This window comes from Nonomuraea ferruginea (assembly GCF_039540635.1).
In the GTDB taxonomy this organism is placed as follows: Bacteria; Actinomycetota; Actinomycetes; order Streptosporangiales; family Streptosporangiaceae; genus Nonomuraea; species Nonomuraea ferruginea.
Genome location: NZ_BAABFD010000017.1, coordinates 48,909 through 62,222, shown reverse-complemented (window position 1 = coordinate 62,222; position 13,314 = coordinate 48,909). Strand labels below are relative to the sequence as shown.

Below are 13,314 nucleotides of genomic sequence, written 5' to 3'. Positions count from 1 at the left end.
TCCGCGGTCAGCCGGGAAGGCGGTAGACCGACACGTGCGAACGCGACTCGGCGGTGAAGGCGGCGCCGGACCAGTCGGCATGCCTGCTCTCCAGCTCGAACCCGGCCAGCTGCGCCATGAGGTCGAGCTCGGCGGGCCAGATGTAGCGGTGCGGGCTGCGGAACAGCCGGGCCTGCCTGCCGTCGTCGAACTCGAAGTGGTGCGAGACGACGTGCTGCGCCAGCACGTCGTAGGTGTCGAGACCGATGTAGCCGGCCTCGCTGTGGAAGACCGTGGCCCGCTGCCCCGGCGGGAGCTTGCGCAGCTCGGGCACCCAGAGCTCGATGACGAACCGGCCGCCGGGCGCGAGGTGACGGGCGGCGTTGCGGAAGCACTCGACCTGCCCGGCCTGCGTGAGCAGGTTGGAGATGGTGTTGTAGACGAGGTAGACCAGCGTGTACGTGCCCGGGGCGACGGCCGTCGTCATGTCGCCGGCGATCACGGGGATGGTCTCCTCGTCCGCTTTCGTCCGCAGTTGGTCGATCATCGGAAGGGAGAGCTCGATGCCGGTGACGCTCACCCCCCGCTCGGCCAGCGGCACGGCGACGCGGCCGGTCCCGATGGCGAACTCGAGCGCCCGGCCGCCGCCCGCGAGCTCGGCCAGGCGTCCGACCGTCGGCTCCAGCACCTCGGGCGCGAACATGCCGGTGCCCGGCGTGTCGTAGCGCCGGGCGGTCTCGGCGTCCCAGATGTCCTCCTGTCGCATGCGGCCCACGATCTCCCGCTCGTCCGCGCGCTGTCCAACGATTTCTAGCGCACCCGCTCGGCCAGGAACTCCTCCCACGTGCGCTTGCCCAGCTCGGCCTCCAGCGACAGGTTGTCGCCCGCCCGGTAGGCGCGGCCCGCCTTGCCCGGCATCCGGACCGGCAGCATCGGCCGCCGCTTGCCCCTGGCCGCCACCGCCAGGTAGCCGCGCACCAGCTCGCCCATCCCGTACACCTTCGGCCCGGCGAGATCCGGCACCAGGTCGGACGGCGGGCCGACGGTCAGGTCCGCGAGGCGGGCGGCGACGTCGCGGGCGTCCACCGGCTGGAACCTGAGCCCGCCGGGGACCGGGACCACGGGGAGCTTGGCCATCGGCGTCACCGCCTTGAGCACGAGGTCGTGGAACTGGGCGGCGCGCAGCATCGTCCAGGGGACGCCCGAGTCCATCACGGCCCGCTCGGCGTCCCGCTGGTAGCGGAACCAGGCCAGCGGCACGCGGTCCGCGCCGATCACCGAGATGTGCACCAGGTGCCGCACCTCCGCACGCGCGGCGACCTGGACCAGGTTGCGGGTCATCACGTCGTCGTTCTTGGGGCCGCCCGCCAGGTGCAGGACGGTGTCGGCGCCGTCCACGGCGGGCTGGACGCCCTCGCCCGTGAGCAGGTCTGCGGTCACGTCGCCGCCGCGCCGGCCGAGGACGCGCACCTGGTGGCCGGCGGACCGCAGGAGCGGTACGACGAGGCGGCCGAGAGTACCGGTGCCGCCGGTGACCAGAATCAGAGATGTCATGGTTTGCTCCAGTAGTCCATCGGGTGGGGTCCACTACGCCGACACCTGACGGGGAAGGAATGTGACACGGTGAACGAGCGCCAGCTGATGACGGCGTGTTTCGAGGAGGAACGCGGCCGTCTGCGCGCGGTGGCCTACCGGATGCTGGGCTCGCTGAGCGAGGCGGACGACGCCGTCCAGGAGACCTGGCTGCGGGCGAGCCGCGCCGACACCGGTGAGGTGGCCAACCTGGCGGCGTGGCTGACCACGGTGGTGGGCCGCGTGTGTCTCAACGTGCTGCGTTCGCGGCAGCGGCGCGACGAGGAGCCGCTCGGCGCGGGCATCCCCGATCCGGTCATCAGCCCGGAGTCGGGCGTGGACCCCGAGCACGAGGCGCTGCTGGCGGACTCGGTCGGGCTTGCGCTGCTGGTGGTCCTGGAGACGCTGTCGCCGGCCGAGCGGCTGGCGTTCGTGCTGCACGACATGTTCGCGGTGCCGTTCGAGGAGATCGCGCCGCTGCTCGACCGGTCACCGGCGGCGGCGCGCCAGCTCGCCAGCCGCGCGCGGCGCCGGGTGCGCGGGCAGGCTCCGGTGCCGGACCCGGATCCGGCCCGTCAGCGCGACGTGGTGAACGCGTTCTTCGCCGCCGCCCGTGACGGCGACTTCGACGCGCTCGTCTCCGTACTCGACCCCGAAGTCGTGCTGCGTTCCGACGGCGGCGTGGCGCGCGCCCGCCACACGGTCGTCTTCCACGGCGCCGGAACGGTCGCGGAGCAGGCGGTCACGTTCGGGCGGTTCTCGCCGTTCGTCCGGCCGGCGCTCGTCAACGGTACGGCCGGCGTGGTCGTCGTGGCGAAGGACCGGCCGCTGTCCATCATGGCGTTCACCGTCACGGACGGCCGGATCGCGGCCATCGACGTGATCGCCGACCCCGAGCGCCTGTCGCGGCTGGTCCCCGGCGTCTGACGCCAGGTCACGGTGGTTTCGGGTGCCCCCACCCATCGACAAGAAAATTAGGTGAGGCTAAGCTAACGGCTCATGAGACGTCCCCTCACTCTGACCGTGCTGCTCGCGAGCGCGTTGATGCTCGGGCCGGCCGCCTGTGGTGGCGCGCCCGAGAGCGACCCCGCCTCCGGCGGAGACAAGAAGATCACCGTTTACAGCGGTCGCAGCGAGTCGCTGGTCAAACCGCTTTTGGAACGTTTCAGCCAAGAGAGTGGCATCACCGTCGAGGCGAGATACGGCAACACCGCCGCCATGGCCGGCCAGCTCCTGGAGGAGGGAGACCGCTCGCCCGCCGACGCGTTCTTCGCCCAGGACGCGGGTGCGCTGGGCGCGGTGGCCAAGAAGGGCATGTTCGCCCCGCTCCCCGACGACCTGACCGGCAAGGTGCCCGAGACGTACCGGGCCGGCAGCAAGGAGTGGGTCGGCGTCACCGCCCGCTCGCGGGTCCTGGTCTACAACCCCGACCTCGTGCGAGAAGCGGACCTGCCCAAGTCGGTCTTCGACCTCACCGGGCCGCAGTGGAAGGGCAAGGTCGGCGTGGCCCCGACCAACGCCTCGTTCCAGGCGTTCGTCACCGCGATCCGGGTCCAGCACGGCGAGGAGAAGGCCAAGGAGTTCCTGACCGGGCTCCAGGCCAACGAACCGCAGATCCGCGAGGGCAACGGCCCGATCCTGGAGGAGGTCGACGGAGGCAAGATCGCCATCGGCCTCATCAACCACTACTACCTGGGCGAGCTGGCCAAGGAGCGCGGCACCACGCCGGACACGCTCAAGGCCAAGCTGCACTTCTTCCCCGGCGGCGACACCGGCGCGCTGGTGAACGTGGCCGGGGTGGGCGTGCTCAAGAAGGCCGCCGAGGACCCCGACGTGCGGGCGTTCGTCACGTACCTGCTCGGCGCGGACGCGCAGAAGTACTTCGCCGAGCAGACGTACGAGTACCCGGTCGTGGACGGCGTCGCCCCGCCCGCGTTCGTGCCGCCGCTCGACCAGCTGACCGCGCCCGACGTGGACCTCAACGACCTCGACGAGCTGGAGGCCACGATCGCGCTGATCAAGGAATCGGGGCTCGTCCCGTAGTGATGCGCACGCGCACGCGCCGGCCGCTGCTGCTCGCCCTCTCGGTGGTGACGGTGGCGGTCGCGCTCGTCCCGGTGGCCTACCTGACAGTCAGGACGGCCGAGGCCGGATGGGCGCGGATCGCGGAAGAGGTGCTCACCGCCCGGACGGCCCGGCTGGCCGTCCTGACCGTGGGCCTGGCGGCCGTCGTGACCGTGGCCTGCACCGTCCTGGGCGTGGCGTCGGCGTTCCTCGTCGTACGCACCGACCTGCCGGGCAGGCGGCTGTTCGCGGTGCTGGCGGCGCTGCCGCTGGCCGTGCCCACCTACATCGCCGCGTTCGCCTGGCGGTCGTCGGTGGACGGGTTCGAGGGCTTCTGGGCGGCCGCGCTGGTGCTGACCCTCTGTTCGTACCCGTACGTCTTCCTGCCCGTCGCGGCGGCGCTCGTCAACGCCGACCCGTCGCAGCAGGAGGTGTCGCGCTCGCTCGGCAGGAGCGCGTGGCGCACGTTCACCGGCGTGACGCTGCGGCAGATCAGGCCCGCCTACGCCGGCGGGGCGCTGCTGGTGGCGCTGTACGTGCTGTCGGACTTCGGCGCGGTGTCGATCGTGCGCACCGACACCTTCACCCGGGCCGTGTTCGTCGCCTTCGACCTGGGCTTCGACCGCACCGGCGCGCTGGTGCTGTCCACCGTGCTGGTGGTGCTGACCATGCTGGTGCTCGCGGGGGAGACCGTCACCCGCCGCCGCGGCGCCCGGTACGCGCACCTCGGCGGCACGCGCAGGACCGCGGCCCGGCAGCGGCTCGGGCGGGCCCGCTGGCCCGCCGCCGCCGCGCTGGCCGTCCTGGCGGGGCTCGCGCTCGGCGTCACCGCGCTCAGCCTCGGCCTCCGGATGCTCCAGGGCGTCTCCCGTCCGGGCGCGTGGGCGGAGGTGGCCGCCGCCATGGGCAACTCGCTCTGGCTGTCACTCGCCGGGGCCGCGCTCACCATGGCGCTCGCGCTGCCGCTCGGCCTGCTGACGGCCAAGGCGCCGGGACCGCTCGCGACCCTGCTCGACCGGCTCGCCTACGTCAGCCACGCGCTGCCCGGCGTGGTGATCGGGCTGTCGCTGGTGTCGTTCGGGGTCACGCTCGCGTACCCGATCTACCAGACGACCTGGCTGCTGGCGCTCGGCTACGCCGCCCTGTTCCTGCCGCTCGCCCTCGCCGCCGTCACCGGGGCCGCCGCGCAGGCGCCGCCGGTGCTGGAGGACGTGGCCCGCTCGCTCGGGCGCGGGCCGGTGGCCGTGCTGCGCACGGTGACGCTGCCGCTCGTCCTGCCCGGCATCGGCGCGGGCGCCGCGCTGGTCTTCCTGACCTGCATGAAGGAACTGCCCGCCACGCTGCTGCTGCGGCCGACGGGCGTCGACACCCTGGCCACCGAGCTGTGGACGCACACCACCGTGGCCGCGTACGCGGCGGCGGCCCCTTACGCGGCGCTGCTCGTGCTGCTGTCATCGGTGCCCGCGTGGCTGCTCACCGCGCGCACCGGCATACTCACCGCGGAGACTTCACGATGAGCCAGTTGGACCTGCGGGGAATCGTCAAGCGCTACGGCGCGGTGACCGCGCTCGGCGGGGCGGACCTCGCCGTGCCCGGCGGCACGCTCACCGCCGTGCTCGGCCCGTCCGGCTGCGGCAAGACCACGCTGCTGCGGTGCGTGGCGGGCTTCGAACGGCTCGACGCCGGCGAGATCTCCGTCGACGGCCGCGTGGTCGCCGGGCCGGGCACGCACACGCCGCCCGAGCGGCGGCACGTCGTCACGGTCCCGCAGGAGGGCGCGCTCTTCCCCCATCTGTCCGTACGGGACAACGTCGCGTACGGGCTGACCCGCGAGGAGCGCCGCTCAGGCCGGGCCGAGGAGGTGCTCGACCTGGTCGGCCTGGCCGGGTACGGCGACCGGATGCCGCACCACCTGTCCGGAGGCCAGCAGCAGCGGGTCGCCGTGGCCCGCGCCCTGGCGCCGCGGCCCTCCGTCATCCTGCTCGACGAGCCGTTCAGCGCCCTCGACGCCGGACTCCGCGCCGACCTGCGCAGGGACGTGCGGGCCGCGCTGCGGGCCGACAAGGCGACCGGCATCCTGGTCACCCACGACCAGAACGAGGCGCTGTCCGTCGCCGACCAGGTGGCGGTGATGCGCGACGGCCGCGTCCTGCAGAGCGGTCCTCCCGTCGAGCTCTACCGCGAGCCGGCCGACCCGTGGGTGGCGGCCTTCGTGGGCGAGGCCGTGTTCCTCACGGCGACCGGCCCCGACCTGCTGACGCCGCTCGGCCCGGTCACCGCGGACCGGAACCCCGGCGGTACGGGCGAGCTGACGGTCATGGTGCGGCCCGAGCAGATCGTGCTCACGGAAGGGGCGGGCGTGTCCGCCACCGTGACCGGCCACGACTTCCACGGCCACGACGCCACCGTCGCGCTCCTGCTGGCGGACGGCACCCGCGTCACCGCCCGCGTGCCCGGCCACGCCGTCCCGGTCGCGGCCGGCTCGGCCGTGTCGGTGCGGGTCGAGGGGGCGTGCCGGGTGTGGCGCGCGGATCACTTGGAGAGGTAGAGGGTCTTCCAGGTGCCGGCGTACAGGCAGACGTCCGACGGCTTGGCCCGCTTGCCCTCGGCGCACACCTTGAGCTCGACCTGGTAGACGTCGCGGTCGGTGAACGAGAAGCTCTTCGCCGACCGGTAGGAGCAGTCGCGGACGCTGCGGTGCTTGTGCGGCAGCTGGTTCCCGTCCCGGTAGGTGATGCGGAACACGGCGTAGCCGCAGACCTTGGACGAGGCGGCGTAGTCGTAGACCTTGCCGGTGATCTTCACGGTGTCGGCGGTGGGGAGGTCCGCGTGGTCCTCGCCCTTGGCCGTCAGCGAGCCCACGGCCTTGGCCTTCTGGCCGGGAGCGTAACGCGGGCCCCACGGGGCGGCGGCTTCGGTGGTGGCGGTCGCGGCCTGGGCGGCGGGGGCGATCGCGAGAAGGGTGCCTGCGGCGAGGGCGAGAACGGCGACGGGGCGGGAGAGCGACATCGGTGCGGTCCTTTCTCAAGTTTTCCTGACCGCACTGTGCGCCGCCCCGCTTTCAACCCCCTTGCCAGGTGGAATCCACCGCTTTCAACATTCTTGCCCCCCGAAGCGGTCATCCGCGTTGATCAGGTCCGGTAGCGTCCTCACATGCTGAAGACGATCGCGTTGGTGGTGGCCGGTGCGCTGATGACGCCCGCGCAGGCGCCCGCCATCCCGAAGGACTTCCTGCTGTACGAGAAGCAGGCGCGGCAGGACGACGAGCACTGGATCCACGGCCTGGACGGGGCGGACGACGTGTGGAACATCCAGTGCAGCCCCGTCATGCTCTCCGGGTGGAAGGAGAGCCGCGAGGTCTCGTACGACACGGAGATCGGCGGCGGTGAGCGCACCGACCGCAGGCGCGGCGAGCAGTTGTTCGTGTTCGCCAGTGCCAAGGGCGCGGGGAAGATGATGGACCGGATGCGCGCCCTGCTCAAGCAGTGCGGCAAGACGGTCAAGGTGGGGAAGCCGCGCATCGGCGACGAGGCGCTGCAGGCGGCGCGGACGATCCGGGCCACGAAGAAGGCGCCGGTCCCGCAGACGCAGAAGTTCGTCGCCGTGCGCGAGGGCTCCGCCGTGGCGATCTACTGGGACCTGCACAACGACGCCAAGCCGCTGCGCACCCTGGCCAGGCATCGGGCGGACGCCGCGAAGATGGCCGCCAAGATGGCCCGCTACTGGTCGAGGTAGGCCCTGCTGTCCTGACGGAAGAGGTGGACGATCACCCCGATCGCCAGGCCGAGCCCCACGATGGCGGGAAGGCTGAGCCCGCCGCCCGCGGCCAGGTTGGCAAGGTAGCCCAGGACGTTCATCGCCATGATCGCGATCAGCCCGAAGCGGGCCCAGCGCCTGCGGGCGGTCAGCTTGATCGTCAGGAAGGCCGTGAGCACGAGGAGCGCGGCGCTCCACCCCGTGATCAGATAGATCTGCGAGGTGTCCGGCCCGGCCGGGGCGTACCGCGCGAAGAAAAAGATGAGGGCGGCGATCAGGGCCATCAGCCCGATGTAGATCCAGAGCAGGATCCGTGCGGTCCGAACCGGCCCGGGCATGGGGGTGGCTTCGTCCATGGCACGACCGTAGCCGCCCCGACCACCCTCATCCGACGCTTTACGAACGCTTCCTACTTCGCGAACCTCGCCGCGATCCGCTTGCCCGCGCGCTGGGCGGGCGCCTCCACCAGCCGGTACGTCAGCGCCGCGCAGCCGAGCAGCGCCCCCAGCACCACCACGCCCAGCCCGGCCCGGTACGGCCACGCGACGGCGGCCGGATCCGCCAGCAGCCCGTCCACGATCTCCAGCAGGATCGGGTGCAGCAGGTAGACCGAGTAGCTCACCATGCCCAGCCACGCCCACCACGCCGGCACCCGCCGCCGGGCCAGCAGCATCCCGGCCGCGAACGTGGCCCACGCCGCCGGCACCGCACTCACCCACGGCCACGGGACGCCGTCGCCGTGCCAGAGCGCCGCCGCCACGGCCGCGACCGGCACGCTCCCCGCCAGCGCCGCCGCCCGCCACGGCGCGACCTGCCCGTCCCGCACCCGGTACAGGGCCGTGCCGGCGAACATGGTGGCGAGAATCGTCAGGCTCTGCCAGGCCGGGATCCGCCCGTTCACCAGGATCAGCCCGAGCACCACCACCCCGAGCACCAGCGCCCCGGCCCGCCGCGCACCAGGACGCCCGCTCAGCACCCCCGCCAGCCCGCACCCCACCAGCGCGATCACGGCGAGCACGGTGCCGAGCGTCGCCCCGGCCCCGCGCGACAGCAGCACCGACGGCAGCACCCCGCCCAGCAGCACGGCCGCGGCCCCGAACCCGAAGGCGACCTCCGCGCTGCGCCGGTGCACCCCGGCCACGTACAGGGCGGTGACCAGGAGGTAGAAGGCCATCTCGTACGAGAGGGTCCAGAGCACGTTGAGCACGTTCGGCACGTTGAGCAGGTCCTGCAGCATGGTCAGATGTCCGAGCACCGCTGATGCCGGCCGGTCGGTGAGCCAGACGTGCATCGGGTCGACGCCGGAGACGGCCAGCAGCAGGGCCGCCGCCACGGCCACCGCCCACAGCGGGTAGAGCCGGAAGAACCGGCCGGCCCAGAACCCGGCCACGCTGCCCCGCCGCTCCAGCGAGGCGGGGATCACGTAACCGCTCACCAGGAAGAACACCATGACGCCATAGATCCCGGCGTCGAACCAGGGCCCGGTGACGGCGCGCAGCTCCGGGTAGAGCGGGTTGAGCGCGTGCTCGTACACGACCACGAGCGCGGCGACGGCGCGCAGCGCGTCCAGCCAGCCCAGGCGGCTCTCGCGAGGAGGAACGGGCGCGAGGGTCTCCCGGGTCCCGGTGGAATTGGCCATCGAGGCCCGAGGCTACCGCGTGGTACGCCCCTTTTGGCCGGAACTGTAGAAGATCGAGCGAAGGGCGGGAGTTGTCCCGCCCATACCGATCACCCGTTCAGGGTCACATGTTGATCATGTGGCCGGCCAGGCCGTGGATCGCCTCCTTGACCGCCTCGCCCAGCGTCGGGTGGGCGTGCACGTTGCGGGCCACCTCGTGCACCGTCAGGTCCCACTGCTGGGCCAGCGTCAGCTCGGGCAGCAGCTCGGTGACCTCGGGGCCGATCAGGTGGGCGCCGAGCAGCTCGCCGTGCTCGTTGTCGCTGACGATCTTCACGAAGCCGTTCGCGTCGCCCAGGCCGTGCGCCTTGCCGTTGGCGGTGAACGGGAACTTGACCACCTTGACGTCGTGGCCCAGGTCGCGGGCCTGCGCCTCGGTGTAGCCGAAGCTGGCCACCTGCGGCTGGCAGTAGGTGGCGCGCGGGATCATCACGTAGTCGAGCTCCATGGTCTCGGCGCCCGCGATGGTCTCGGCGGCGATCATGCCCATCGACTCGGCCGCGTGCGCCAGCATGAGCTTGGCGGTGACGTCGCCGATCGCGTAGATGTGCGGCACGTTGGTGCGCAGGCGGCCGTCGACCGCGATCGCGCCCCTGTCGGTCAGCTCGACGCCGGTCTTCTCCAGGCCGTAGCCGTCGACGCGCGGCTGGAAGCCGATCGCCTGGAGCACCTTGTCGGCCTCCAGCACCTGCTGCTGCCCGTCGCGCGACACGGTCACCTTGACCGAGGAGCCGGTGTCCTCGATGTTCTCCACCTTGGTGGAGGTGTGCAGCTCGATGCCGAGCCGCTTGTAGCGCTTGGTCAGCTCGGCCGAGACCTCCTCGTCCTCCAGCGGCACGATCCGGTCGAGGAACTCCACGATCGTGACCTTGACGCCGTAGTTGTGGAGCACGTAGGCGAACTCCACGCCGATGGCGCCCGCGCCCGCGATGATGACGCTGCCGGGCAGGTCCTCCGAGAGGATCTGCTCCTCGTACGTCACCACCCGGTCCGACAGCGACGTGCCGGGGATCAGCCTGGTGGTCGCGCCGGCGGCGATGATGCAGTTGTCGAAGGTGATCGTCTCGTCGTTCACCTGGATGGTGTTGGCGTCGAGGAACGTGCCGCGCCCGTCGTACTCCGTGATGGAGTTCTTCTTCATCAGGTAGTGGATGCCCTTGACCCGGCCGTCCGCGACCTTGCGGCTGCGCGTGAAGGCGGCGCCGTAGTCGAACGTGACGTCACCCTGGATGCCGAAGGTCTTGGCCTCCTTGGTGAAGATGTGGGCCAGCTCGGCGTTGCGCAGCAGCGCCTTGGACGGGATGCAGCCCACGTTCAGGCAGACGCCACCCCAGTACTTCTCCTCGATGACCGCCGTGCGCAGCCCGAGCTGGGAGGCGCGTACGGCGGCCGTGTATCCTCCCGGACCCGCGCCCAGGACCACGACGTCGTAGTGAGTGCTCATGGTTCGGACCATACCGCTCGCCGGAGGGCTCACCTGACCGTCACCCCCGCGGCTGGACGTCCACCTGGTAGGGCAGTGTCAGCTCGTCGGCGACCTTGCCCCGAATACCCCAGTTGACCTGCGGCATCTCGATGATTGTGATTTCCACGTCTTCTGGCTCGTACGGGAGCCGCTCGTAGATCGTCCGGATGAGCGCGCGCTTGGCGTCGTCGCTGCGGCCGGTGAAGCAGACGATCTCGATGATCAGGTACGAGCCGGAACGCCGCGGACAGATGAGGTCGTCGGCGTCCAGCAGCAGGAACCGGTGGAACCGCTTGTCCTCCGGCAGCCCCCACGCCTCGACCAGGCATCCCTGGAGCAGGTCGGAGACCTCCCGCTGCCGCCCCGCCCACACCTCACGCCGCCCGTAGACCTTCACCTGCGCCATGTCGGTCACTATAGAACCGTGATCCGCATACTGCTGGCCGACGACGAGGCCATGATGCGCGCCGGGGTGCGGGCCATCCTGGCGTCCGACCCGAAGCTCGACGTGGTGGCCGAGGCCGGCGACGGACGCGAGGCGGTCGATCTGGCGATCAGCCACCACCCGGACGTCGCGCTGCTCGACATCCGCATGCCGGTGCTCGACGGGCTGGCCGCGGCGGCCGAGATGCGCAGGGCGGCGCCGGGCACGGCGGTGGTGATGCTGACCACGTTCGGCGAGGACGACTACATCGCCAAGGCGCTGGAAGTGGGCGCGAGCGGCTTCCTGCTCAAGTCGGGCGACCCGCGCGAGCTGATCGCGGGCGTGCACGCGGTGGCCGACGGCGCGGCCTACCTCTCGCCGAAGGTCGCCCACCGGGTGATCGCCCAGCTCGCCGGCGGCCGGATGGCGCGCGGCGCGCACGCCCGCGACCGGCTGGAGTCGCTGACCGAGCGCGAGCGCGAGGTGCTGGCCCTGGTCGGCGCCGGGCTGTCGAACGCGGAGATCGCCGGCCGCCTGCACATCGTCGAGGGCACGGTGAAGGCGTACGTGAGCGCGATACTCACCCGGCTGGGCGTCCGCAACCGGGTCCAGGCGGCGATCATCGCCTACGAGGCGGGATTGGTAGCCTGACACGTGATGTATCGCCTCGTGTTCACGCAGGTCTTGCGGCGGTTCGACGCCGAGGCCGTGCACCACCGGACCGTCAGGGGGCTGGCGTTGGTCGCCAGACTGCCCCTGCTCAAGCGCCTGCTCCACAGGGCGCTCGCCCCGCACGACCCGGCGCTGCGGATCACCGCGTTCGGCGTGCACTTCCCCGGCCCGCTCGGGCTGGCCGCCGGCTTCGACAAGGACGCCGCCTGCGCGGAGGCCGTGGCCGCGCTCGGCTTCTCGCACGTCGAGGTCGGCACGATCACCGCGCACGCGCAGCCGGGCAACCCGCGCCCGCGGCTGTTCAGGCTCGTACGCGAGCGCGCGGTGGTCAACAGGATGGGCTTCAACAACGCCGGAGCCCCGGCCGCCGCCCGCCGCCTGCGCCGCACCCGTGGGGTGCCCGCCGTGGTCGGCGTCAACATCGGCAAGACCAAGGTCGTGCCCGAGTCCGAGGCGGCCGCCGACTACGTCACCAGCGCCAAGGAGCTGGCGCCGCCGGCCGACTACCTGGTGGTCAACGTCAGCTCGCCCAACACGCCCGGCCTGCGCGACCTCCAGGCGGTGTCGCTGCTGCGGCCCCTGCTGACCGCGGTCAAGGAGGTCTGCGACAGCACGCCGCGGCGCACCCCGCTGCTCGTCAAGATCGCGCCCGACCTGGCCGACGACGACGTCGACGCCGTCGCGGACCTGGCGCTGGAGCTGGGGCTCGACGGCATCATCGCGACCAACACCACGATCGCGCACGACGGCCCCACCGGCGGGCTGTCCGGACGCCCCCTCAAGGCCCGCTCGCTGGAGGTGCTGCGGCGGCTGCGCGCCCGCGTCGGCGACCGGCTCACCCTGGTGTCCGTGGGCGGCGTCGAGGACGTCGACGACGTCTGGGAGCGCCTCCTGGCCGGCGCCACCCTGGTCCAGGGCTACACCGGCTGGATCTACGGCGGCCCGCTGTGGGCGTCCCGCATCCACCGTCAGCTCTCCCGCCGCGTCCGCCGCCACCGCCTGACGTCCATCACCGCCATAATCGGCCGCACGGCCCCTGCGGATTCCCGCCGTACGGACCCCGGATCCGGAGAGATCGGCCGCACGGTCCCCGACTCCGCGGAGGCCGGTCGTACGGTCTCCGACGACTCGCGGTGACCGGTCCGGCGGAGCTCGGCGGCGGGGTCGTGCTGCGCCCGCTGGCGCTCGACGACGCCGAGCCGCTCGCGGACGCGTACCGTCGCAACCGCGACCACCTGCGCCGCTGGGAGCCGAGGCGGACGGAGGAGTTCTTCACCACGGCGGGCCAGGCCGCACGGGTGGCGGAGATGCTCAAGATCCGCGACGAGCACCGGATGTTCCCGTGGGTGCTCGCCGACGGCCCGCTGATCGTCGGCATCCTCAACGTGAACGACATCGTGCTCGGCGCCTTCCGCAACGGCCACCTGGGCTACTGGGTCGACGCCGCCCGCAACGGCCGCGGCCTGGCCACCGGCGCGGTGCGGGAGGCCTGCCGCGTCGCGGCAGAGTCGCTGGGGCTGCACCGCCTCCAGGCCGGCACCCTCCTCGACAACCACGGCTCCCAGCGCGTGCTGCGCAAGTGCGGCTTCACCGAGATCGGCGTGGCCGAGAAGTACCTGCACATCGACGGCGAGTGGCGCGACCACCTGCTCTTCGAGAAGATCCTGCATGACGGCCCGCCCGGGTAGGACTGTCGGCACGGGC

Annotated in this window: 15 protein-coding genes; 8 read left to right on the top strand and 7 right to left on the bottom strand. The window is 72.0% G+C overall.

The annotated features are described in order from the left end of the window. Positions 1-7: 7 nt before the first annotated feature. On the bottom strand, positions 8-745 hold the full coding sequence (locus ABD999_RS29480; protein ID WP_271275670.1) for a class I SAM-dependent methyltransferase: 738 nt from the start codon (positions 743-745) through the stop codon (positions 8-10). Positions 746-789: 44 nt separating this feature from the next. Continuing rightward, entirely contained in the window at positions 790-1,533 is a 744-nt protein-coding gene (locus tag ABD999_RS29475) for an SDR family oxidoreductase (protein ID WP_271275671.1), read from the bottom strand. A gap of 69 nt (positions 1,534-1,602) precedes the next feature. On the opposite strand from ABD999_RS29475, the gene sigJ reads away from it, so the two are divergent. The 4 genes from sigJ (at position 1,603) to ABD999_RS29455 (ending at position 6,163) form a co-directional block, all read left to right on the top strand. Next, complete coding sequence (gene sigJ, locus ABD999_RS29470; protein ID WP_271275672.1) at positions 1,603-2,478, top strand: RNA polymerase sigma factor SigJ; 876 nt, start codon at positions 1,603-1,605, stop codon at positions 2,476-2,478. A gap of 72 nt (positions 2,479-2,550) precedes the next feature. Next, positions 2,551-3,594: an iron ABC transporter substrate-binding protein gene (locus ABD999_RS29465; protein ID WP_271275673.1), complete on the top strand. Its 1,044-nt coding sequence runs from the start codon at positions 2,551-2,553 to the stop codon at positions 3,592-3,594. A gap of 2 nt (positions 3,595-3,596) precedes the next feature. After that, positions 3,597-5,132: an ABC transporter permease gene (locus ABD999_RS29460; protein ID WP_271275674.1), complete on the top strand. Its 1,536-nt coding sequence runs from the start codon at positions 3,597-3,599 to the stop codon at positions 5,130-5,132. Then, complete coding sequence (locus ABD999_RS29455) at positions 5,129-6,163, top strand: ABC transporter ATP-binding protein (protein WP_271275675.1); 1,035 nt, start codon at positions 5,129-5,131, stop codon at positions 6,161-6,163. Before ABD999_RS29460 ends, ABD999_RS29455 begins: the two co-directional genes overlap by 4 nt. Here ABD999_RS29455 and ABD999_RS29450 read toward each other — a convergent pair. Further along, on the bottom strand, positions 6,148-6,624 hold the full coding sequence (locus ABD999_RS29450) for a hypothetical protein (protein ID WP_271275676.1): 477 nt from the start codon (positions 6,622-6,624) through the stop codon (positions 6,148-6,150). The two genes, ABD999_RS29455 and ABD999_RS29450, sit on opposite strands and share 16 nt — an antisense overlap. A gap of 144 nt (positions 6,625-6,768) precedes the next feature. Here ABD999_RS29450 and ABD999_RS29445 point away from each other — a divergent pair, with 144 nt between their 5' ends. Then, positions 6,769-7,350 carry a hypothetical protein gene (locus ABD999_RS29445; protein ID WP_271275677.1) on the top strand — a complete coding sequence of 194 codons (582 nt, stop codon included), beginning with the start codon at positions 6,769-6,771 and terminating at the stop codon, positions 7,348-7,350. On the opposite strand, the gene ABD999_RS29440 is transcribed toward ABD999_RS29445, so the two are convergent. The 4 genes from ABD999_RS29440 to ABD999_RS29425 form a co-directional block, all read right to left on the bottom strand. Then, positions 7,335-7,727 carry a hypothetical protein gene (locus ABD999_RS29440; RefSeq protein WP_271275678.1) on the bottom strand — a complete coding sequence of 131 codons (393 nt, stop codon included), beginning with the start codon at positions 7,725-7,727 and terminating at the stop codon, positions 7,335-7,337. The genes ABD999_RS29445 and ABD999_RS29440 overlap by 16 nt on opposite strands. A gap of 53 nt (positions 7,728-7,780) precedes the next feature. Then, complete coding sequence (locus ABD999_RS29435; protein ID WP_271275679.1) at positions 7,781-9,010, bottom strand: acyltransferase family protein; 1,230 nt, start codon at positions 9,008-9,010, stop codon at positions 7,781-7,783. Between the two features lie 103 nt (positions 9,011-9,113). Beyond that, entirely contained in the window at positions 9,114-10,493 is a 1,380-nt protein-coding gene (gene lpdA, locus ABD999_RS29430) for a dihydrolipoyl dehydrogenase (protein WP_271275680.1), read from the bottom strand. 40 nt (positions 10,494-10,533) lie between these two features. After that, on the bottom strand, positions 10,534-10,920 hold the full coding sequence (locus ABD999_RS29425; RefSeq protein ID WP_271275681.1) for a tautomerase family protein: 387 nt from the start codon (positions 10,918-10,920) through the stop codon (positions 10,534-10,536). Between the two features lie 18 nt (positions 10,921-10,938). Between ABD999_RS29425 and ABD999_RS29420 the strand changes: the two genes are divergently transcribed. The 3 genes from ABD999_RS29420 to ABD999_RS29410 are packed head-to-tail and all read left to right on the top strand — an operon-like array spanning position 10,939 to position 13,298. Further along, positions 10,939-11,589, top strand: coding sequence for a response regulator (locus ABD999_RS29420; protein ID WP_219546708.1), 651 nt, complete (start codon positions 10,939-10,941; stop codon positions 11,587-11,589). Between the two features lie 6 nt (positions 11,590-11,595). After that, positions 11,596-12,747, top strand: a complete 1,152-nt coding sequence (locus tag ABD999_RS29415; RefSeq protein WP_271275682.1) for a quinone-dependent dihydroorotate dehydrogenase — start codon at positions 11,596-11,598, stop codon at positions 12,745-12,747. Continuing rightward, the gene (locus tag ABD999_RS29410) at positions 12,744-13,298 is read left to right on the top strand and encodes a GNAT family N-acetyltransferase (protein WP_219546706.1); all 555 of its coding nucleotides are present in this window, start codon (positions 12,744-12,746) and stop codon (positions 13,296-13,298) included. Before ABD999_RS29415 ends, ABD999_RS29410 begins: the two co-directional genes overlap by 4 nt. Positions 13,299-13,314: the final 16 nt, after the last annotated feature.